This is a genomic window from Micromonospora echinospora (genome assembly GCF_014203425.1).
Taxonomy (GTDB): Bacteria; Actinomycetota; Actinomycetes; order Mycobacteriales; family Micromonosporaceae; genus Micromonospora; species Micromonospora echinospora_A.
The window spans coordinates 4,617,809-4,639,221 of the sequence record NZ_JACHJC010000001.1; the positions used below are offsets into that span (position 1 = coordinate 4,617,809).

Sequence of the window (21,413 nt, forward strand, 5' to 3'; positions counted from 1 at the left end):
AAGAGGTTGTTGACTGATGCACGTCGACAGGATCGAACGGTCCATCGGGAAGCTCATCGAGGAGATCTCGAACGGTGAAATTTTGCTTCCCGAGATTCAGCGTGAATATGTCTGGAAGCCGACACAGGTCGCCAAGCTGATGGACTCCATCTACCGCGGCTATCCCTTCGGATCGCTGCTGTTCTGGGAGACCGACGAGGCCCCGGAGACACGGGACATGTTCATCAGCGGACCCGAGGCGGCGCCGACGAAGCCGCCGTTGTTCCTTCTCGACGGTCAGCAACGCCTGACCTCGCTGCATCGGGTGTTCACCGACCACCCGGGGGCACAGGTCGTCTTCCACGTGGAGAACCAGAAATTCCAGAACCAGAGCGCGGCAACCCAACGCGACCCGAAATGGGTGAAGGTGGCGGACGTCCTCGACCAGAAGGCGTCGATAATGCGCCTGGCCCAGCGGCTGCTCGATGCAGGCTCGTCACTGCCGGACCACGAGATCGAGGAACGGCTGGGCAGGATCAAGGAGCTACGCAACCGCCGTTTCGTCATGGAGGTCCTCAAGGGCTTCCCTTATGAGGAGGTCGCGGAGATCTTCGTCCGCGTCAACAGCGGTGGACGTCGCCTCGGCACCCTCGACCTGGCGATGGCCACCCTGTCCACCCGGTGGAAGGGAGTGCTGGCCGAGCTGCAGAGCGAGTCGGAGCACTGGCTACGCCACGGCTACGGGCACATCGACGTCAACTTCCTGTCCCGCGCGCTGGCCGGGGTCGTCCTCGGCCGAGGCCTGTCCGTGTGGTCCCACAGCAAGCTGCGCCAGACCAGTGACACTGATCTGGAACGGGGCTGGGAGGTGGTCAAACGCGGATTGCGGCGACTGATCCCTCTGCTCCGGTCCCACCTCAAGCTGACCCGTTCCGACCCGCTGCCCTCGATGATCGTGCTGATCCCGTTGGTGGTGCTTCTCGGGGAGCGCAGAGATGACACCATCGACCCGGAGACCTCGAACGGCGTCATCTACTGGCTGCTGCTCGCCACCATCCGGACCCGTTACAGCGGGTCCACCGATACCCGGCTCAGCCAGGACATCCGCGCCGCCCGGCAGGAAGATCCGGTCCGCTCCCTGCTGGAAGGACTCAATGTCGAGAGTTCCCGGGCCGAGGTCACCGAACGAGCGCTGCGCGGGCGCACCAAGGAGAGCCCCTACTTCTTCCTGAGCCTGCTGGTGGCCCTGGTCGGCAACGCCCGGGACTGGTGGACCGGCACCGAGATCCTTCCGGACGTCGGCGACGCGCCGCGGCTCGAGCATCATCATGTCCATCCCCCGTCGACCCTCGACGACCCTCGGTTCGACAAGGGCATGATCAATGACCTGGCGAACCTCGTGTTCATCTCCGGGCAGGCGAACAAGAAAATCAACGGGCGGAGCCCGGCCGAGTACTTCCCGGAGTTGAGCGATGAGGAGCTACGGTCCCACCTGGTGCCTCTCGATGAGGCGCTGCGAAACCCGGACGGGTACCAGCGGTTCCTCAACAACCGTCGGGCCCTGCTCGCAGATGCCATGAACTCGCTTCTGGACCGGTTCCGTCCCCCGTTCCTCAACGAAGTGGCCACAGAGAACGCCGACCCGAGTGCCGGCCTGTCACTCGATCTGGCGCTGTACGGCGGGATTCGCGACGGCGGCCGGATCGTGTTCACCGCCTCCGGGGACGGCTTCGCTTGGGCTGGGTCGGCCAGCATGGGTGAATTGGACAACGCGATCGAGTCGGCCCGGGTCGCCGGAATCGACAGCGACGTGACGATCGCCGGCGAGTCCGTCCCGGTGGAGATGATCGAGGATTCACTACAGGTGCCGATCGGCCCGTTCCTGGTCACGGGGACACCGGAGGAATGGCGCGCCGTGTTCGACCGGGAACTCGAGACGTCGCAGCCGCTGTCCGCCCTGCCGCCAATCGATGCGAAGCAGTGGGACGGCAACCTGACCAAGTTCGCGATCACCAGCACCGACTGACCGCGTAGGGACAGAACTGGGGAACCACATGGCACAGGCGTGGATCGTGCGGGCCGGACGCGACGACAACTACGACGCGCTCGCCCTCGACAAGGACCTGATCGCGGTCGGTTGGGCCGCAGCAGGCGATCTGACCGATGCGGGCGATCCCCATGCGATCAAGGCACGTGTCCGGGCAGCCTACCCCGACGTCGAGAGACGCGCGATGGAGAACTACGCGATCCAGCTGATCGCGTTCCGCTCGCGTATGGCCGAGGGCGACATCGTGCTCTTCCTTCGCGCAACGAGCCCCGACGTCGCAATCGGCAGGGTGGTGGGGCCTTACCAGTACCGGACGGACCTGCCGTCCGGGATTCGCCATGTGCGCGCCGTGCAGTGGTCCCGTACTGACATTCCACGGACCTCGGTGGAACGTGAGGTGCTCGCCCTGCCGTCGCTCACCACTGTCTATCGGATCAACCAGGCCGAGAGCCTTGCCCGCCTCGAACGGCTGCTGGGAGCAGCGGTGCCGGTGTCCACCGTGCCGGAGCAGCCCGCCGTCACAGACCTCGACCACGACGACGTGCCGTTCACGAGCCTCAAGCGCAACCTGAACTACGCGCGTAGCCTGGCCACGGCCGGTCAGCATCTGGCACAACTCAAGGTGGGTGCCTTCGAGGTCTCCGACGTCTTCCGCGCCGCTTGGGTGCAGAGCGTGGCCGCCCTCGACCACTGGGTGCGCCAGGAGATCCGGGCCCGGATGCTCAAACTCGTCGCCCAGCCTTCGCTGCCGAAGCCCAGGGGGTTCGCCGCCTTTCAGATCTCACTCGGTCTGATCGAGGAGGTGCAGCTCGGAAAGAAGACGTGGGTGCAGGCGCTCGATCAGCAGCTACGCGACCAGGGCCACCTCGTCTACCAGAACCCGGACAAGATCCGGGACGGCTTCGCGCTCGTGCACGACGTGAAGGGTTTCTGGGATCGCGTGGCCAAGGTACTCACGCAACAGGGTGGGGACGGTGTCTCGTTCACCGGCAAGGAGGTCCAAGAGCAGCTCAAGCAGATTGTGCAGCGCCGGCACAAGATCGCCCACGAGTACGACGACGACCCGGACACCCCCGGGGGGAAGCGGCCGATCGACGGCGCCGAAACCACCCGGACGATCGACTACATCGAGCAGGTGGCGGCTGCGATCCTGGATGTCCTGCAGAGCGCCGAGCAGGCGGCGGCCTGATCCCATGGGGAAGTACGACGGGCTCCGTGACCACCTTCGACGGCGCACGGCAGAGGTCGACATGAGCTTCGAGGAGGTCGCCAACCTCGTTCCGGGCGGCCTGCCTCGCTCCGCGTACCGGCATCCGGCTTGGTGGTCGAACAACGACCGGACGCACCCGCAGTCGCATGCGTGGCGCGCCGCCGGCTTCGCCGCCCGCCCAGATCTGATCAGCCGCCGGGTTCGGTTCATCCACGTGAGCGACGGGCCGACTGTCGATCCTTGAACCACGATCCGCTTGGTGGCACTCTCCCTCCATGCCGTTGCCGATCCTCGCTCCGCCAGCGCCGGTATGACGCTGTTCCGCTCGCGGCCTCACATCGACCGCGACGGGAGCCAGGCGATCATTTCGGCGGCCACGTCGCTCTCGTCGATGTTCGATGTCGCCTGGGAGGTCGACGACGGAGCACCGGCACGAAGCCTGGGAACCAGTGTCGACATGCTCCGCCGAGGCGGGCGACGGGGCGCGCCCCTGAGGCTTCCTGCGGAAGCGCGAGAGTGGTTCGGCCTGACCTTCGAGATCCCCGAGGCCGCCTACGCCCTGGCGTTCATCCTCGTGTGGTCGATGGCCGCCACCGATACAGCGGCCGAGGCGTCGAGGCACGACCCCCTGCAGGTGGCGTTGTGGCACGTCACCCACCTCCTGCCGATGTCGGCACGTCGGGTGCTGCCCGATGTCGAAGAGGCGCTGCGAACCGCCGGCCAGGACTACCTCAGGTGAGCCGCTGGCTGCCTCGGCCCATCCCGCGGAAAGACCTCTCCAGGTGCATCAGCAGCAGAAAGGGCCTCGCCCGCTGCGCGGCTTTCCGCCACGTTAGGGCACGAAGCCCGTACTTGAAGACGACGGTCGGGGGCACTGTGGCACCGAGGACGTCCCAAACCACCTCCTGCGCCACCTGGCCGCCGATTTGTGGCCGAGCGAACTCGGCAATCGTCTCGCGGTAGCGACGGGTCAACTCACGGGCGGTCGCCTCCGGCGTCAGGACCGGGTCGTGCCCGCGCGCGACTGCCAGCAGAGATTCATCCAGCAGTGACCGGAAGCCGGCGTTGTAGCGGCGGGACTGCAGGATCTGGTCGACGGTCAGCAGGTGCAGTGGCCCGATCCTCAGTTGCCCCAGCACATCCCTGACCACCGTGGCCTCGAAACGTTCGGGCCCGGGCGGGCCGAGGTGTCGGGTGAGTTGGGCCCGCACCGCAGGGTTGGACAGCAGGCCGTCCTGCTTGAGTTCCGAAGAGATGACGAGCGACGCCATCTGATTGCGCAGGCTCACGATCTCCGCCGCCCCCTGGCGAAGCCGGCCGGTGTCGTCACCTTCCGAGCGGCGGTAGGCCTCCTCGCGGATCGCCCGCATCACCTCGTCCATGCGGATCAGGCTCGCGCGCATCTGCTCCTGCGGAATGACCAGATCAGCTCGCCGCCGTCGCCCCGATTCCAGTCCGAAGCGCAGTCTGCCGCTGTCATCGACCTCGTACTCGTGACCCCACAGCCGCAGCAGCCCGGCCTCATGCAGCTCATCGATCCGTCGGTTGATCTCATCTGCGCGCTCACGATAGGGACCCGCGATCGCGAAGGACGCCCGCAGGACCACGCGATCGGAGAAGAACACCACCGACTGGAGGACCCTGTCGATGGTGTAGGGATCGATGAGACCACTGTCCAGAAGCGTGAGCGACCGCTTCACGGCGCATCCGTCAGATAGGTGAGGTAGTCGACCTCGTAGATGTGGGCGCTCCAGGAGTGGTAGCAGATCCTGCTGCCCCTCATGCCGAGCGCGAGGGCGGCGTCCGCCGCCAGTTGGGCGAAGGTCAGCAGTTCGGGCACCAGGCCGACCCACACGTCGACGCTGCGCGCGGTCAGGAACAGCACCAGGTGGTCGTCCACGATTCGCAGGGCGCCGCCCACAGGCGAGACAGGAAAGCGGCCTCCCAGGTCCTCGTCCGGTCGCCACATCGAGAAGACCGCAGCCCTGTTGTGTTCGTCGTGTTGCAGGAGGGCCGTCGCCTGCGCAAACTGGTCCACCGGTGAGCCGTCCGGCCCGATCCATCCTCGTAGCCGCTGGTAGAGGAGAGACGATTCCCGCTGGTCACCGAAGATCCGGTCCCGGTAGTCCTTGATGAGTTCGGGATAGAGGTAGCCCTGTGGCGGGGTCAGGTCCGCCGGGTTACGGACCCACACGGTCAGGCCGGGGATGTCGAAGCAGACTCCGTGGCGCGTCGTGACCCGTGCTGGCTCCCGGCGCGAGAAGACCGACAACACGTCGGTCCAGCCCGACGCGACCGTGGCCGCCTCAATCTCCATGCGCAGGTCCCCCGACGACGTCTGCTCGTTGGTCGCCGCCTCGGGCGAAACTCGGCATGGGGAGCACCGGCAACCCGGCCGTAACGCCCCGATCAACGAAGGATGCCTTGGTGACAAGGCACATGTCGGTGGCGAGCAGGGGCACGTCCATGTCCAGCCCGTTCGCGGCGAGTGTCTGGCCGGAGGTCACCAGCAGCACCCCGGCGCCGTGATCGTCGACACGGATGATGCCCTCGGTCGAGCCGCGCATCCGTACGATCCGGGCGGAGTTCTGCCGCGTGTGTGCCCTCAGCCACGCCGCGGTGATCGCCGGGTACTCGGTGTAGATGGTTTCGACCTTCCTACCCGCGACTGTGCAGTAGGTGACAAAGGAAGTGCGAGTGGCGGGCAGGGCATACAGAGCGAGCGGCTCGTCATGAGCGAGGGACCACTCCACGCAGACGTCGTATCCGGTGACACCCGCGTCGACGGATCCCGATGCCACCAACTCGGGAACGTCGAAGCCTCGGCACTGGACGAGAACATCCGCGCCGGCTCGGTGCCACAGTGACCGTGATCCCGTTCCGTTCAGACCACTGAGAAGCCGGCCGACAACTTCGGCGGCAGGGCCGAACAGGCGGCTGGACGGACCGGGAGCGGCGATTATCACGGCGACCTCCGCGCCGCGACGTCGGCATGACCGATCGACCGCACGCCGTCGGTAATGGCGTCCACCGGCACGACGGCATCGACCAGCGCCCGTAACGCGAGTTCGGCCGGCTGCTCGGAGAACAGGATTGTCTTTCCCTGCCCGGCGGCATAGCCGACCTCGATGCAGACGCTTGCTCCCGCGTAGCCGTCGTTGGCGATCACGAATACGGCATCCGATCTGTCGATCTTCGCCAGGAACTCATGAGTGAGCCGGGCCTTGTCCGGCTCGTCAACGGTCACGAACTGCTCGTTGTAGTCGTAACGGGGGGTGTAGACGGTCATACCGAGGGCGCGCAGGGCCGCTTCCGCCTCCCGCGCTGTGTCATAGAACTTGGAGCTGCTGCATATCGTGACGGACGTGAGGACTGACATCGCTCCTCCAGAGGCAGGCGGAAATTCGTGCTCAGCTGAGCGGTACCAGATGACGCGGTCGGGCGAGGTATCCGACACCCACGTGTCTCCGGAGGATTCCTTCCCACGTGACTGAGGGAGCTTCACTCTCCGTCGGCCGCGGCAACCGCCGCCTGTCGGCCAACGCCGGATAGTCCAGGTGGAAGGGCCGGACCGCAAGGCGCCGTACAAGCCCGGGGCTGATCCGGGTCAGTTCCCAGAAGAGGGACTCAAGTTGTGCGGCGGACCAGTCGGTGGCCCCGATCGCCGGGAACACGTCGAAGCCGATGTCGAGTGCCAGGGCCAGGCCGTCACGGATGGCCGGCCACTCGCGACTGTCGGGCGGGTGGTGCAGCGTCGTGTGGAGCTTGATCCTGCGCATCGATGCGCGTTCGGCCGGGCCGGGGTCGGCGCGGCCTTGCCGCCACGCGTAGGTCAGGGCGGACAGGTTCGACTCCACTTTGAGGACCACGGCATCCAGTAGGTCACGCTCGGCCAGAACACGATGAATGTCGATGACGAGACCAGGTGCGAGCAGTGGCTCTCCGCCGCTCACGCGAAGCAGGCTGAGCCGTTGGCCGGCCCGAAGCGTTGCCGCTCTCAGCGCGATGAACTCCGCCACGACGGCGTCGGCGGTCGCGGTGAACCGGTCACCTCCGGCCAGGTGGGCGTAGTCGACGTAACAGTAGGAGCATCGGAAGTTGCAGGCGGCGACGTGCGTGATGGCCGCCAGGTTGTGCTCGGTCCAGTGGCCGCCGAGTTCCGCGGCGACCGTCACGGGGCTGTCGGACAGATTCGCCAGGTGCCGAAGTTCGGCAAACTCCGGCAGTGACGTGGGCAGCCGCATCCGCTGCCGCCTGATCGGTGTGAAGAGCCGGAACTGCCGTGTCCGCACATCACCCAGGCTCGTCTTGCGAAGGTCGGTGAAGGCATAGTGGCCGTCACCGGCGTTGACGATCTGATGCGATTTGAGCAAGAGCGGTCGTTCGCCCGGCGCGTTTGGCTGCACCCTGCCTCCCCGTACCACTGGCCAGCGCAAAAACAGCTACTCATCGATGCTCACCGAATCGTCGCGCCCGATGCCGGTCCGGGTCAAGGCGCGCGGCTAGATCTCGATCACCGCATTCGGGTCCGCCCAGACGGAGCGCAGTTCCACGATGTCGTTGAGCGGCGAGTGCTTGGCGACCTCCACGATTCCGGTCACGCAGGCGCGGATGGTTTCCGGGTCGCGGTCCTCGATGGCCTTGTCGAGCCGGGTGAAGAAGCCCTGATGCAGTTCCCGGCGCTCGGCGAAAACGCGATCCAGATAATCCCGCAGGCCCTGACTCGCCGCGCTGATCCTGGCGATCTCCTTGTCGCGTTCCGCTTCGATGCGGGTGCGTTCGGTCATGTTCGCGTCGACGCGCTTCGCCACATCGACGATCGCCATGAGGAACTGCGCGGCGTCCGGGGCAGTGGCCATCCAGCCGAGCTTTCCGTCGGCGCTTCCGCGGGCATCAGGCATGTGCGCGCTCCGGGTCGTAGTCGCGGTATTTGATCACGAGGAATTCACCACTGGGGTCGAGCGTCAGATCCTCGTTCACGACGGGCGCCGCGCTGACCTCGGCGACGCCCTTGACGACGAGCAGCGCCGTCTGGAGGAGGTGCGCGTGGTCGTCACGGGCGAGATCGAAGCCGCCGGGCTCGCGCTCGGCCTGCTCCAGGCTGTCGATCGTCTCGCCTGCGCGCCGCACGAGATCGGCCAGCACGTCCTGCATCTCGTCGACCCGCTCGTCGATGCCGCGAAGGAGTTCGTCCTGGTGGTGGAATTTGGCGATCGCCGTCTTGACGTCCGCGTCGTACTTGGCAATCGCCGTGTCGGCGTCGGACTTCGATTTGATCATCAGCCCGATGGTGAGCGCGACCGCCGGCACCGCGGTGATGATGTTGAGCCGGAGCGCACCCGCCGCGATCCCCCCGCCCCCGGCGACCTTGGCGCCGCCCCCGATCGCCGCGAGGGTGGCGTTCTTCGCCGCCGCACCGCTCAACGCGTTGATCGCCGTTCCGGTAGAAGCCGTGGCCACCTTCGCCACCGTGGCGTAGGCGGCGGCACCGAGGCCGTTGCCCGCGGCGGCGGACACGATGCCGGCCATCGCGGCCGCGACCTCACCGGGGCCGGAGACCTCGGGGGACGCCTCGATCTCGCGATTCTCGGGCGCCTCACCGTCCTCGACGATCTGGCGTCCACGCATCCGCAACTGGCGCTCGTTGCGCTCGGCGAACGCCTTCATGCGGGGGATCACGGAGTCAAGAGCCGCCTGCTGGTACTCGCCCAACCCTCTCAGCTTTTCCGAGGTGGAATCGGCGGCCGCCCGGTGCTTCGCGTACTCCTCGTCGTGCTCGCTGGTTATTTCTTCCAGCTTGCCCTTCGCCTGATTTTCAATGATCTTGTTTCCGATAAAGCTGACCGCCGTCGTTCCCGCGGCGACGGCGACCAGGACTATAGGGAACGGCACGGGTCCACCTCGAAAATTGATAGTTGCTTCCGCGAGCGACACCCTAGCAAGCACTTTCCCCTGAGCGCACCGGCCAACAGTCCCGGCATATTCATCCGACCGCCGCCGTCATGAGCTTCGCGCGCCACGTCGGCTCCTCCTCGCCGGTCAGCAACAGCACTCCGCTACCGGCGCAGATGGCCGGCCAGACCGGATCGGTGCACCGCGAGACCAGCAGGACAGCGGTGGCGGCAACGCCCCGGGCGGCCAGCCGGTGGCGGTACTCCAGCACCTGCCCGAGACCGAGCCGGAGCTGCTCGACCTCGTTGCCGTCGATCACGCTCTTCACCTCGGCGATGAACTGGCGTCCGTCGACGTCGCGCCACGCCAGGTCGACGTGCACCCCGGCCAGGCCGGATCCGGCTACCAGGCGCGAGCGGGACAGGTGGGCGATCAGCGTCCGGCAAAGGCGGTCGTGCTCGTCCACCCCGGCCCGGTAGGCGTCGGCGTCGAACGACCGCTGCGCCGGCAGGTCGCCGGTCGTCACACCGGTGTACGGCCGGTCGAAGCCGTTCCCGCCACCGGGCAGCGCGTCCGGGTCCTCGCCGTCCAGCAACTGCGACGCCTGCCACGCTCGTGCGACGACCTCCGGACGGTATCGGCTCTCGAACGAGTACGGTCCGGCGGCCACCCAACACGACAGCAGCCGCACACCGGCGATAACCGGCGGCTGCCGCAGCAGCCAGCGCGCCGTGGCGAGGTCGGGGCAGGTGAGGAGCACCTTGTCCTCCGCGAGGGTCCTGGTGCTGTCGTCCGCCACGTCGATACCGCGGCGCTGCCACTCCTCCAGATCGACGGCACCGGCGTCCATTGCCGACAGGATCGGCGCGGCGTGGGACCGGAGCCAGATCTCCTCACCCGTCTCGTACAGGCCGAGGATCTCCAGCATCCCGACCGTCAGCCGCAATGTGGCGGGTGCGGCATCGTCCAGGTGGGACAGAATCCAGTACCTGCCGGCGGTGCCCGTGGCGTCCGGAACCACAGTGCGGGCCACCCAGCCGGCGAGCGCCCACGCTTGACGGCCTGTCTCGTCGAGGCCGGACGCCCAGTCACCGTCGACGGCGTCGGGCGCCGGGTCGAGCGGCGACGGAGCAGGAGCCTCAAAGACCCAGGCGGCCAGATCGGCGGGAGCCATGAGCTGCCAGAGCCGGGAGCCACGCGCGGCGAGCATCTCGGTCACGTCCGCCACGTCGTCCGCGTTCCACCATCTTCCACCGGCATTGGCCTCGGCCTCGGTCAGGTCGGCCACGCGGCCTCCAGTTCTCGTCGTAGGAAGACGTCTCAACGCTTCTTCTCGTGAGGCCCCACGTAGGTGTGCGTGTCGGGCAGCTCGCGCTCCACGATCTGGAAGGAGCGCGCCGCTTCCTTGAATGCCTCGATCCGCTCTTCGGAAGCCTTCGCCCCAGGCGGGAGCCGTCGCAGGTGACCGGGCACTTTGAAGCCTCTCCGGTGCGGATGCCACTCCGTGGGCGTGGCCCGGCGCGTCTCCACGGCTTCCACTCGTGGGACGTACCGCAGCAGCGAAACGCGGTGTCGGTCCGGCTGAGGCGGGTACCAGGGCCGCCCACTGCCGTCCAGGCTGCCCTGCACGCGCTGAATACGACCGGAACGCAGCAGTTGGTCGACGGCGCTGCCGATGCGGCTCGCACGGTGGCGCGGAAGCCCGAGAGCGAGACAGTTCCGCACGAGTGCCTCCTCGACCAGCGTGGCGGTGCCGTCGACGCTCAGGTAGCCGAGCTTACGCAGGGCACGGAGGACCCAGCTCGCGTCGGACAGGTCCGGAACCTCCCGATCCTGGTCGAAGCCAGGGGCACTTTCCCGGGTCACCACCTGGGCGTCGTATCGATGCAGGAACTCGACGCCGTCTACCTGCTCCGGCTGCGGCAGCAGGGCCGTGCGCGCCTTGATCATCGAACCGCCCGGCCGCCGGCGGAAGGTAACGATGACACCCGGTGCGAGGCCGCGGGGCCAGCGAATGTCGCCGAGTTCCCACTGTCCGCCACGGCGGCGCACGGTCACCTCTTGGACCTGGCCGACCGACGGGCGCCGCGTCTCCTCGTGGTCTATCCGCAGGCGTAGTCGTCCCTCCTGCCATGACTCCCCCGTGCGTGGTTCGGGCAGCGCACACCATCCGCCGGCGATGTGCATCCGATACAGAGCGGTACGCCACGCCAGCTCGTGCGGACGGGACGGCCCGTTCTCCTGCGCCGGCAGCCACCAGGCGTGGTCGCTCTCCTCGTCCGGGCTGGTGGGCTTGTAGCCGACGCCCCTGCCGACTTTGCGAGCGATCATGTCGAGGTCGACGCGCACACGGCCCTTTACGCCCCGGCCCCCGTCTGCGGAGAGCGCGAGCGCGGCAAGGTGGCCGGCGGTCTCGGCACCACGGTGTGGACGCGGGCACAAATCGGCGTGGACAGAGATGTGCTGACGGAACGACGCCACGTCGACGAGAAGTTCGACTGTGTCGTCCGACAGCGAGAATCCCGGATCCGGCGGAACGGTGCCGGTCCGTAGGACGAGCTGCACGTAGGCGACCGCTTCGGGGTCCCGGGCGACCAGGTGTACGCGCGGCTGGTTCTCGCCGATCTCGAGAGCGGCTCGGCAGACGGCCTGGACCGACGCGTCCTGCGGGTTCGCCGCAGCGCCGACGCCGGTGTGCATCTCGCCGGCCTCCGTCACCCAGGCGTAGCCGAACCGTGGTGTGTCAGGCACCGTGTGCGTCTCTACCACCGCGAGCTCGGCCGGCGTCTCCGGTGCAAGCCGCTCCCGTGCTGCTGAGCAGACGAAGGCGGTCGGGTTGTCGGCGGCAGTGGACACCGGACCAGCCACCTGCTGTCTCAGTTCCGCGATGGCCTTGTCGGCCTTTGCCTCGAGCGTCACTTTCGGGGTGGGCACCGTCTCCGCCCGCTGCGGAGTTCGGTGCTGCCGTACCCGCTCGGCGACCTCTTGGACGCAGGTGGCGCACGGGTGCGGGTCGTTGACCTTCGCGCACCGGGCACGGTGGTCGGCGCATGCCGACGCGACCAGTGCGCCGAGTTTCGGGTCGGCGCGGGTGAGCCGGGCCGCGGCCTCGGTGAGACATGCGGCGCGCAGGCGTTGCATGGGAAGGGTCCGGTGGAATCGCACGGCGCGCAGCCGCAGTTCCTTTAGCCTGAGCCCGGACATGGCCCGACGCGCGCCGGCCCGGGCGACCGCCTGGACGTCTGCCCGCAGACGGTCGGGTCGCACGCCTGCCCTGATGCCTCCGGACGTCTCGAACTCGGCCGCGCTCTGGTCGCGGGCCGCCCTGATGTGGGAGTACACCTGGCCGGAGTGGGTGTGCCACCGTTCGACAACGGCGGGGTGGCCGAGGAAACCGTTCGGCCGGGTGCCGTAGGCGTCAGCGTGCAACACCCGCAGGAACGCGTGAGCGTCCATTCGCCGCAGTTCCCGCACCGGGGGCGGCAGGGCCCCTTCCGCGTACGCCGGGTCGATCCGGCTGTCCGCGAGCCAGGCCCAGTATCCGCTGGTCGGCACGTCGAGCGCACCGAGCTGCAATCCGCGCCGTCGAAGAACGGCGGCCAGGGCCTGCCGGAACGCCTCGCCGCCGACGTGCTGCATCACCATCGCGGCAAGATAATCCGGTGCCTTCGATGCCGCGCGGACGGCGGCGAGCCGCGTCTCGTACCGCTTGTGCAGCCGCTGGAGGGCGACGCCGCGCTCTGCGGCGAGAATGCCCGCGACGCGGGCGAACCGATGGTGGGATCGGTGGTCGAATTCGACCTGCGCCACCAGGGCGTCGCCCTCGGCCAGCAGTTCCGCATAGCGCAGGGCGACGGCTGTCTCGTTCTCGTCAGCCAACGCGGTCAGTGCCTTGAGGTCGGCCTTCGCGAGCCGGCGCTCACCCTCCTCGGCCCGGATCCGCAGCAGCTTCGCCAGCTCGGCGATGTTCTTGCGCAGGTGATCGGCACGGCTTCCCCGGGCACCACCCACCGAGGCGGGTACTTGCGTCGGCGCGTCGGAAGCAAGAGCATGCGCCGCGAGCGGGGCAGACGACGCCTGCTCCTTCGACAGAAGGCCGTAGCAGCCGTTGCAGAGCAGCGACGACCAATGCCCGGCAACGACGCAGACCAGCCGGGACGTCTTCTCCCGGTCGCAGCGCGTACAGCGGAACGCGACGCGGTCCTGGAGCCGGAACTGTTGCAGCCGCCCGCGAGCCGGAAGGGCCGTGCTGACCCTCCACCCGAACGGCAGACCCGCGTTCATCGCTCCTCCCCCGGGAGAGTGATCAGACACGTCGAGATCGCATGATCCAACCTCAGCGAGTGACACGAGTCGGCCCTTCCGGCGTGATTCTCAGGTCAACCAGTTCGGCAAGTCATCTTCGGCGAGCAGAACGACATCGCTGTCATCGCAGGTACCCCACCATGCGTGGTCGCGGTATTGCGACACCAGCAGGACGGCAGTGACCGGCACGTCGAGCATGGCCAAGCGATGGCGGTACTCCAGAACCTGACCGAGGCCGAACCGAAGCTGTTCGCTTTCGTTGCCGACCGTCGTGCTCTTCACCTCGGCGATGAACTGTCGATCCTGACCGTCCAGCCAGGCCAGATCCACCGGTACGCCGTGCAGGCCGGCGCCGGCTGTCAAGCCCGAGCGGGCCAGGTGCCCGATCAGGACCTGACAGAGCCGGTCGTGCTCCCGAACGCCGGCCAGGTAAGCGCGGCCGTCGTACGACCGCTGCTCCGGCGCCCGTGACGGTACCGTGTCCGGTGTGTACGGATCGTCGAACCCCTGGTGGGTAGCGGGGGATCCGGCCTGTACGGCGGCCCAGACCGCGCACCAGATCTCGCCCGCCAGCCATGCCTTCGTCGCGTAGTCACGCCGGTACTTGCGCTGGAACGAGTAGCCCTTTGTGGACAGACCCGCGCCGAGCATGCGAAGACCGGCCATGACCGGTCGCTGCAGCAGCAGCCCGAGCGCCGTGCTCAGGTCCGGGCAGGTGAGCAGGATCTTGTCCTCCTCGAAGGTCACCGTCGGGTCGTCGGTGAGTTCGATCCCCTGCTCGGGCCAGTCGTTCTCGACGTCCAGCATGCCGGCACCGGCCGCGATTTCGAGCGGCAGCTTGGCCAGCCGGAGCCGTACCTCTCCTCCGTCCTCTGGGAGGCAGAGGAGTTCCAGCGGCCCGACGACCAGCCGCAGCAACGGACCCTCACCGAGATCGAACCTGGCAACATGCCAGTGCTCACCCGCGGTGGACAGCGCCTCGGGTACAGCCATGCGGATCACGAAGCCCACCAGTGCCCAGGACATCAGCTGGGTGGCGTTCATCTGCTTCTGCCAGGCCGGGGCGATGTCCGCCGGAGCCGGTTCGCGGGGAGCCGGGACGGGATCGGCGAAGACCCAGTCGGCGACCGTGGCCGGTTCGGTCAGGTGCCACAGCCTGGACTGCATACGGCCCGTCAGCCACCACTCGACGTGGGCAACGTCCTCGGGGAGCCACCACGTCGTCTCCGCCTGGGCGGTCGAGCTCACTGCTTGGCCTTCCGGCCGCGGGTGGCCTTGGGCGGGCGCCACGAGCTGAGCGCCTCGTCGGTGAGGTGCAGCCGGTTGGTGGTCTCGGCGAGGAACCCGGCGTAAATGTCCGCGGGCGAGGCACCCCACTCCGGGTCGAACTCGCCGTGCCACTGGCGTACCCAGGGAAGGATCTCGCGCAACCCCGCGACCAGCGGCAACAGCCGGTCGGCGGCCCAGCCGTCCTCCTGCTCGCGGGCGACGACCAGGGTGGCGAGGGCCTGGGCCTGCTCGCGGTGGTCCCAGCCGGCCCAGCCGACCAGCAGCGACGGGTCACCGTCGCGACTGGCACCGGGGTACGAGACGAAGCGTTCCTTCGGTACGTCGAGCTTGCCCCGGTGCTTCCAGTAGCTGGCCTTGAGGAAGTCCGCCGAGGTGTACTTCGGTGGCACCGGGATCTGCTTGCGGAACTCCCGCTTTGCGGCCTCGTCGGGCAGTGCATCCTCGGCCCGCTGCAGGTCCCACACCTGCTCCCAGTCGGCCCGCTTGGCGAGACCGGAGTCCTTGTAGCGCAGCGCGGCCAGGTGCGGCACGTGCTCGTCGGCGACCAGGTCGGCGATCACCTTGCCGAGGTCCTGGCCCGGTGCGTAGAGGCCGGCGACGGTGAGCACGTCGTGGTCGCGGCGCAGCTCGTCGGCGAGTTGCGCGGTGGTCAGCGGGCGCGGCTGCTCAAGGCCGTCGACGTGGTGATACCACAGCTCCCGTGCCTCGCACCGGTCCAGCAGCCAGTCGCGCAGCGCCTTGCGCCGCATCACCTCCCAGCCGTCGGTGGCCCACCGCCGCTTGCACTCCGGCCGCTCGATCAGCCCGATGTTGCGGTTGCCCTCGATGAGCTCGATCCGCCGCTCCACGACCGCCCGGTACTCGTCGGACCAGTGGGCGGGCAGCTCGGTGATCGGCTTCGACTTGTGGCGCTCAAACCACTGCGTCTCCAGGCCCTCGTCGCGCATCTTGCGGGCGAGCACGATCTCGAACGCCCGCTCCCCCAGCGCCAGCATCGGCGGCCGGACGCTCTCCGGAGCGGTGAAGTCCTCGTCCAGCAGCCCGTAGAGCGAGTAGACCTGCCAGTCCAACTCCTCCTGCAACGCGATCATCGCGCCGCGCACGTAGTGCCACTCGTAGGCGGCGGCGTCCAGCCGCTCGCGGGTCGGCACCCCGGAGGCGGCGACCGCCGCCGGGGTCACTGTGGCGAGCCGCTGCGCCAGGCCGTCGATCTCCCGGCTCAGGTCGAGGGGGTACGCGGACGGAAGCGGAAACCGTGCGAGATTCGTCCCGTTGAATTGGTAGAAGTCTTCCCAAGGGACTGTTGTCTGCCTGGCACCCTGTGAGTCGACCGTGCTTCCCTTGCAGTGGCAAACCTGCTTCAGCCAGAAGCATGCCGTCGAGCTGCCCAAGAGCCCGATGACCTGCAGGTGATCTTCCTCCGTGGCCCCCCGCCGCAGCTTGACCAATGGGGCCGTCTGCTTGAATACGTTGTCGCCCCGATCGAGAACGACGTGATTATGGGTGGCAACCTCGGCCAGACAGATCGTCCATTCGTGCACGCTCGCGTCTCTGGTGAGTTGGTGCCACTCGTACCAGGGCCGGCCCTCGACAAAGTAGGTCTTCTTGCTGAAAGTCGCCCGGTTACCCATCACCGTTCGGCACGGCCACAGCCACTTATGCCAACCGCTGCCAGGTTGCAGCGGTCGGAGCGAGAAGTCCTCGCCGTAGGGGAAGAATGCAAACTCCCCATCCTCGAAGATCCAATTTCGGATCTCATCTCCGGCGACGAGACGGCGTCTCATCTCTGAACCACGAACGCGCCGGCGCCATGCTCCGTCAGGTGCGAGCATGACATCATCGGCGTTGGTCATGCCGAATACGCCGATTCGAGATGCATACGTTGCCAGGCTGGAACGGGAGCCTTCGATCGCTTCTTTTAGCGTCGTCGCTCCACCGCCACTCAGGCTCCAAGGGTGCGCTGCGAGTTGAGCGCGGGGTATGTCGCTCGCCGTCACCCACTGACTTTCCGAGCCGGGGTAGTCGACCTGGCCAACGATCGCCTGCCAGACAAGGCCCTGGCTGGGATCCTTGGGCGTGCTGGGCTCGCCCCGGATGCCCATGACGCTGCGGATGCTGCCGGTCCGGCCGCGGTTGGTGTTGCAACCTACGAGGATGACCGTCGGGGTGCCGTGGCCGGGGATGTAGGCACCGGAGGTGTCGATGACGTGGGTCAGGTTAACCTCGATGGCGAAAAGCTTCTCGATCATCTTCCTGCCGAACTCGCGCTTCATGAACGAGTTGGCCGTGATCTGCCCGACGCGCCCGGCACCCTTGCCTTCGCCGTCGCCGGGCTTGGCCAGCTGAAAGAACCGCTGCGCGAAGGGCACGGACAGGGCGTACTTGCCGGAGCATGCAGGATACATCTCACGGTAGGCGTCGTTGAGGCCCTTGTCCTTGACAGTGATGTAGGGCGGGTTGCCTACTACAACGTGATAACGCCCAGGGCTGAGGATGCCAGGGTGCTCTTTCAGATCCTCAGTCATATAGGCGAACTCCACCATTGCGTCGCCGCTCGCGTCCATACCGGGAAGCGTGTCCTGCCGCCGCTTGATGAGGGAATCACCGACAGCGAGGCGCATCGGAAAGACATAGCCGGCGGAGTCAGGGAGGGTCTTGATACTGCAGGCGCGGAGCGCAGCGACCAAAAGACGGAAGCGGGCGATGGCTACCGCGAACGGGTTGATGTCGACGCCGTGCACCGCGTCGAGCGCGAGGCGTACCCGCTCGTGGGGGTCGCGATTGGGAGCGTGCTGCTCCCACTCCTTCAACAGCCGTTGAAAGGCACCGAGGACGAAGTGGCCCGAGCCGCAGGTCGGGTCGATCATCTTGACCACGTCGTGGCCGAATTCGGCGATCGCCGGGGTCAGCGTCAGGTCAAGGATGAACTCCTCGACAAACTCGGGGGTCTGGAGCAGCGCGTACGTCTTGCGGGCAGCCTCGGACAGGTCCTGGTAGAGGTCGCCGAGGAAGCGGGTGTCCCACTCGGCGTCGGTGAAGTCGTGGACCATGCCGCCGGTCTCGCCGCGCCGACGCCAGAAGGCGATCAGATTCTTCGCCTCGTCGTGGGACATCGGGATCTGGTAGAGCGGGTTGTGCCGCCTGTCGAACAGCGATTTCCCGGCCTGGGTGCCGGCGATGGCGTCGAAGCCCTGGTGCAACCAGTCGCGGAGCGTCTTGTCGGGCTGGTCGCGGAAGAACTGCGCCTCGGCCTCCTCGGCGAGCACCAGACGGTCCCCCGGGCCGGCGAGGTAGGGGTCGGGCAGCAGGCCGTTGTCCTCGCAGAAGCGCACGAAGACGGTGCCGAGCACCCAGGCGACGGCGGCCTGTGTCACTCGCTCGTCGCGCCAGGTCGCCCAGGTGGCGGCGGTGCGCCCGACCTTGAAGGCGTGGTCGTACTCGCCACGCAGCTTGAGGCGCACCTCCTCGACCGACTCGGCCTGCTCCCGCAGGTCCTTTTCCAGGTTCTTGACCTGCTTCTGCAGGTCGGACAAGAGCAGCTTCCGGTCGATCACGCGAAGACTCTAGCCGTCCCGCCGTCGGGACTGCGGCACCCGTAAGTACCGATCTCCTCGACGGACCGCTACCTATGGCTCACGCATCCAGAGTTTCGGATCGTTCACGAAGACACCTTTGCCCTGGTGCCGCCAGATCACCCGAAGCGCTTCGAGCCGCACGTAGACCTGCTTGACGGTAGACGGGCTGACGCTGTGCGTCGCGGCGAGCCGCGAGATTGACGGCAGCTTGTCGCCCGGCTTGAGCCTCTTGGCCCTGATGTCGGCGACGATCTCGTCGGCGATCCGGATGTAGTCGGCGGTAATCGGCATGGCTCCCCCTGCGTGGCACGCCAATTCGATCACGCAACGACATCTTGCAACAACTCAACGTTTGACTAAGGTGACTGGGACAGCTAAGTTGGCAACGCCCCTTCCCTTGCGTGGCAACAAGGAGCAGGGGCTCCCCCGGTCGGGGCGGGTGTGCGTACCCGTCCCGACCCCTCCGGACTGCTCCGCCTCCGTACCGCCGATCTGGGCTGCGGGGGCGGAGCGGGCGGGCCACCCGCAGCCGGCGTGCGGACGGCCCGCCCTTCCAGACCCACCGCACCGACCCGCCGCGTCTCCGCCTGCCCCGGAAAGGACCGAAGTGACGCAGTATCGATCCGGCCGGATCTACCTGAACGGCCTACCGGCCCGGATGACCCCGCACGAGGTACGCACCCACGCCTTCGATCCCCGTCGGCGGGGTGTCGACCCCGATCAGGTACGCGAGTTCCAGGCCCGCGTCGCCGACGAGCTGACCGAGCTGCACCGGCAGGTACGCCTGCTCGCGCAGGAGAACGACAGGCTGAAACGCGCCCTGCGGGACTGGCAGACCATGCACGCCCGGGAGTGCCGCCCGCCGAACGACGGCCCCTGGTAGCGGTGCGCCCGCAACCCGGCGACCTGCTGCGGGTCGACGGCCGCGCGTCGGTGCAGTTCGGCGGCGATCGCGCCCTGACGTTCCGGGTCGTGTCGGTCGGCCCGGAGGTGCCGCACACCGGCTGGATCTGGCTGACCGGCTACGTGCTCAACCGTCGAGGCACCGCGACGGTCAAACGGGAGATCTTCGTCCAGCGCGCCGGCCTCCGCCGGGCCACCAGCACCCTGGCTCCGAGCCGCTCTCGTGTCACCCGCCCCTATGCTTCCCAGGCATGACAATGGTGACGGCGCAGCAGCTCGCGACGGCGCGGGGCTGCGTGCTCGGGCTGATGCTCGGTGACGCAATCGGTGCCACAGGCGGCAACGTGCCGGCCAGCGGGACTCTGCGGGCCACCAGTGCCGGCCAGCTCGCCTGCTTCACCGTGACGGGCATCATTCGAGCCAACATCCGAGCCACCCACAAGGGGATCTGTCATCCGCCCAGCGTGGTGCGGCACGCGTACACGAGGTGGGCGGCGCTGCAGGGCATCCCGGGGATCAAGCGCTGGCAGGAGGAAGACTGGCCGGATGGCTGGCTCGCCCAGGTGCCGGTGCTAGCGGTCCGGCGAGGATCCGCGCCGGCCACGGTTTCCGCCCTGCAGAGCCAGCCAGTCTGGGGTCACGAGGACAGCACGTGGACCAGCACCGGCGCACACGGGCTTACCCGAACTCTGCCTGCCGGGCTCATCCAGTGGTGGGGGCCGGAGCCCGGACGGTTCGCCGTCGAGGTGGCGGCCACCACGCATGGCCAGGAAGCAGCAGACGCCGCCGCGCTCGGCGCAACGGTGATTGGCAACATCGTCAAGGGCCAGGACGTCGAGCAGGCGGTGGAGCGGGCACAGCGGGAATGCGGGTCCTTCGTGCGAGTCATGACCGCACTGCCACTCTCCACCGCCGTGCACGGCGCACGGGAGCACCCACGCCTCGCCACGGTACTGGCTCAGCTCACGCCAGATGCTCGGGCGGCTTCGGCGCTGACCGGGGCCGTCTATGTGGCTCTCTCGTTTCCGGACCGAGCGCAGCTGCGCGATGCCCTCCTGTTCGCCGCGTCCGTACCGCACGGTAAGCACGTAGCCGCCACTGCTGGGGCGTTCCTTGGCGCCGTGCACGGCGTCGACGCCCTCCCGGTCGGGTTGGTCTCCCGGCTTGAGTTGGCGTGGGTCGCCGACATTCTTGCGCGAGATCTCATCACCGAATTCGTGGACAGACCGTCCGGCAGCGGGTATGGCGACGCAACCGATCCGAACTGGTGGAACCGGTACCCGGGGTGGTAGACCATTCCTTCCAGATGGTGTGACGAGGCGGGGCATCGGCCAGCAGTCGCGCCGTTGCACCAAGAGGCCGCACGTTCCACAACACGGAGCCGACACCGACGAGGACCAACCAAATGCGGGCGGTGGTGCGCGTCAGCTTTGGTGAGGCTCCGCCACTGGCGGCTTCACCTCCACGGCCAACCAGCGGAGCGTCCCGTGGGTGCCACCGATCTCGGAGTAGTCCTGCCAGGCGAGCGGATAGCTCCCGAACAGGTGTCGCTCGCTGGAGTCGGACCAGCTGCCCTCGATCCCCCACCGCAGCATCCCGGTGAGCGTCCGGCCCTCGTTGATCCGGAACTGATGGTCCCGGGTGCGCCGGGCCGTGGCAGCCGGGTTCCACAGCCTCTCGTCGTTCGACAACATGACGGCGAACCCGTTCATCTTTCCGTCGGGAACGCAGAACTGCTCCAGCCGGGCGATGTCGAAGACGAAGCCCTGCCGACCCAGGTCGGTTGCCTCGTGGCCGCGGAGGTGAAACGGCTCAGCCGTGTGCGGGTCGGCGCCGACCCAGAGCCTGGTGAAGTACTTGAGTTCGATCGCCGTTCGGTGCCCGTCGGCACCGAGACACAGGAGATCGAGATGGCGCCGGCCCCTCCCCAGCACCTGCGGGCCATCCTGTGGGACCTCCAGCCGGACGCCGACCGACGGCGCCAGCCTGTGCAGCGTCCACGCGAAAGCGTGCTGGAAGTCGGCCTCGGAGTGAAAGACGGGCCGCACCGTAGCCAACTCGGCCATGACGGCGGTGAGCTTCACGGATCCTGCGATCTCCATGTCGGCACGGTGCCACATCCGCAGGCTGCACGGCGTCCTCCGCGAGGCTGCCGGACGCAGCACGGTCAGCCCACCCGCACCCGGATCCGCTCGCCACAGTGACCGACATC

Annotated in this window: 20 protein-coding genes; 7 read left to right on the plus strand and 13 right to left on the minus strand. The window is 67.7% G+C overall.

Features of this window, described 5'->3' with window-relative positions:
- Window positions 1-16 precede the first annotated feature (16 nt).
- Genes FHU28_RS21495 through FHU28_RS21510 form a run of 4 tightly spaced genes read left to right on the plus strand, consistent with a single transcriptional unit; the run spans window position 17 to window position 3,975 of the window.
- Window positions 17-2,005, plus strand: a complete 1,989-nt coding sequence (locus FHU28_RS21495; protein WP_184686294.1) for a GmrSD restriction endonuclease domain-containing protein — start codon at window positions 17-19, stop codon at window positions 2,003-2,005.
- Window positions 2,006-2,033: 28 nt separating this feature from the next.
- Window positions 2,034-3,215 (plus strand): restriction endonuclease, encoded by a 1,182-nt coding sequence (locus FHU28_RS21500; RefSeq protein ID WP_184686295.1) that lies wholly within the window; start codon window positions 2,034-2,036, stop codon window positions 3,213-3,215.
- Window positions 3,216-3,219: 4 nt separating this feature from the next.
- Entirely contained in the window at window positions 3,220-3,480 is a 261-nt protein-coding gene (locus tag FHU28_RS21505; RefSeq protein ID WP_425326178.1) for a DUF7662 domain-containing protein, read from the plus strand.
- A gap of 15 nt (window positions 3,481-3,495) precedes the next feature.
- Window positions 3,496-3,975 (plus strand): hypothetical protein, encoded by a 480-nt coding sequence (locus tag FHU28_RS21510; RefSeq protein ID WP_184686297.1) that lies wholly within the window; start codon window positions 3,496-3,498, stop codon window positions 3,973-3,975.
- On the opposite strand, the gene FHU28_RS21515 is transcribed toward FHU28_RS21510, so the two are convergent.
- The 12 genes from FHU28_RS21515 to FHU28_RS21570 form a co-directional block, all read right to left on the minus strand.
- A complete protein-coding gene (locus tag FHU28_RS21515; protein WP_184686298.1) occupies window positions 3,968-4,936 on the minus strand; it encodes a hypothetical protein in 969 nt (322 codons plus the stop codon). The two genes, FHU28_RS21510 and FHU28_RS21515, sit on opposite strands and share 8 nt — an antisense overlap.
- Complete coding sequence (locus FHU28_RS21520; protein WP_184686299.1) at window positions 4,933-5,553, minus strand: thymidylate synthase; 621 nt, start codon at window positions 5,551-5,553, stop codon at window positions 4,933-4,935. The genes FHU28_RS21515 and FHU28_RS21520 overlap by 4 nt, the downstream gene beginning before the upstream one ends.
- Window positions 5,543-6,202, minus strand: coding sequence for a hypothetical protein (locus FHU28_RS21525; protein WP_184686300.1), 660 nt, complete (start codon window positions 6,200-6,202; stop codon window positions 5,543-5,545). The genes FHU28_RS21520 and FHU28_RS21525 overlap by 11 nt, the downstream gene beginning before the upstream one ends.
- Window positions 6,199-6,615 (minus strand): nucleoside 2-deoxyribosyltransferase, encoded by a 417-nt coding sequence (locus tag FHU28_RS21530; RefSeq protein WP_184686301.1) that lies wholly within the window; start codon window positions 6,613-6,615, stop codon window positions 6,199-6,201. Before FHU28_RS21530 ends, FHU28_RS21525 begins: the two co-directional genes overlap by 4 nt.
- Window positions 6,616-6,646: 31 nt before the next feature.
- Window positions 6,647-7,642, minus strand: coding sequence for a radical SAM protein (locus FHU28_RS21535; protein ID WP_184686302.1), 996 nt, complete (start codon window positions 7,640-7,642; stop codon window positions 6,647-6,649).
- Window positions 7,643-7,738: 96 nt separating this feature from the next.
- On the minus strand, window positions 7,739-8,137 hold the full coding sequence (locus FHU28_RS21540) for a hypothetical protein (RefSeq protein WP_184686303.1): 399 nt from the start codon (window positions 8,135-8,137) through the stop codon (window positions 7,739-7,741).
- Window positions 8,130-9,128 (minus strand): hypothetical protein, encoded by a 999-nt coding sequence (locus tag FHU28_RS21545; protein ID WP_184686304.1) that lies wholly within the window; start codon window positions 9,126-9,128, stop codon window positions 8,130-8,132. The genes FHU28_RS21540 and FHU28_RS21545 overlap by 8 nt, the downstream gene beginning before the upstream one ends.
- A gap of 91 nt (window positions 9,129-9,219) precedes the next feature.
- Window positions 9,220-10,416 carry a hypothetical protein gene (locus FHU28_RS21550; protein ID WP_184686305.1) on the minus strand — a complete coding sequence of 399 codons (1,197 nt, stop codon included), beginning with the start codon at window positions 10,414-10,416 and terminating at the stop codon, window positions 9,220-9,222.
- A 32-nt stretch (window positions 10,417-10,448) separates the two neighbouring features.
- Window positions 10,449-13,412 carry a coiled-coil domain-containing protein gene (locus FHU28_RS21555; protein WP_184686306.1) on the minus strand — a complete coding sequence of 988 codons (2,964 nt, stop codon included), beginning with the start codon at window positions 13,410-13,412 and terminating at the stop codon, window positions 10,449-10,451.
- Between the two features lie 90 nt (window positions 13,413-13,502).
- On the minus strand, window positions 13,503-14,681 hold the full coding sequence (locus tag FHU28_RS21560; RefSeq protein WP_184686307.1) for a hypothetical protein: 1,179 nt from the start codon (window positions 14,679-14,681) through the stop codon (window positions 13,503-13,505).
- Window positions 14,678-18,277 (minus strand): BREX-2 system adenine-specific DNA-methyltransferase PglX, encoded by a 3,600-nt coding sequence (gene pglX / locus FHU28_RS21565; RefSeq protein WP_184686308.1) that lies wholly within the window; start codon window positions 18,275-18,277, stop codon window positions 14,678-14,680. The genes FHU28_RS21560 and pglX overlap by 4 nt, the downstream gene beginning before the upstream one ends.
- Before the next feature lie 72 nt (window positions 18,278-18,349).
- Window positions 18,350-18,589 carry a winged helix-turn-helix domain-containing protein gene (locus tag FHU28_RS21570; protein WP_184689770.1) on the minus strand — a complete coding sequence of 80 codons (240 nt, stop codon included), beginning with the start codon at window positions 18,587-18,589 and terminating at the stop codon, window positions 18,350-18,352.
- 316 nt (window positions 18,590-18,905) lie between these two features.
- Here FHU28_RS21570 and FHU28_RS21575 point away from each other — a divergent pair, with 316 nt between their 5' ends.
- Genes FHU28_RS21575 through FHU28_RS21585 form a run of 3 tightly spaced genes read left to right on the plus strand, consistent with a single transcriptional unit; the run spans window position 18,906 to window position 20,493 of the window.
- A complete protein-coding gene (locus FHU28_RS21575; RefSeq protein ID WP_184686309.1) occupies window positions 18,906-19,181 on the plus strand; it encodes a DivIVA domain-containing protein in 276 nt (91 codons plus the stop codon).
- Window positions 19,182-19,183: 2 nt separating this feature from the next.
- A complete protein-coding gene (locus FHU28_RS21580; RefSeq protein ID WP_184686310.1) occupies window positions 19,184-19,456 on the plus strand; it encodes a hypothetical protein in 273 nt (90 codons plus the stop codon).
- On the plus strand, window positions 19,453-20,493 hold the full coding sequence (locus FHU28_RS21585; protein ID WP_184686311.1) for an ADP-ribosylglycohydrolase family protein: 1,041 nt from the start codon (window positions 19,453-19,455) through the stop codon (window positions 20,491-20,493). The genes FHU28_RS21580 and FHU28_RS21585 overlap by 4 nt, the downstream gene beginning before the upstream one ends.
- A 132-nt stretch (window positions 20,494-20,625) precedes the next feature.
- Here the strand turns inward: FHU28_RS21585 and FHU28_RS21590 are convergent, their stop codons facing one another.
- Entirely contained in the window at window positions 20,626-21,303 is a 678-nt protein-coding gene (locus FHU28_RS21590; RefSeq protein ID WP_221453259.1) for a hypothetical protein, read from the minus strand.
- Window positions 21,304-21,413: the final 110 nt, after the last annotated feature.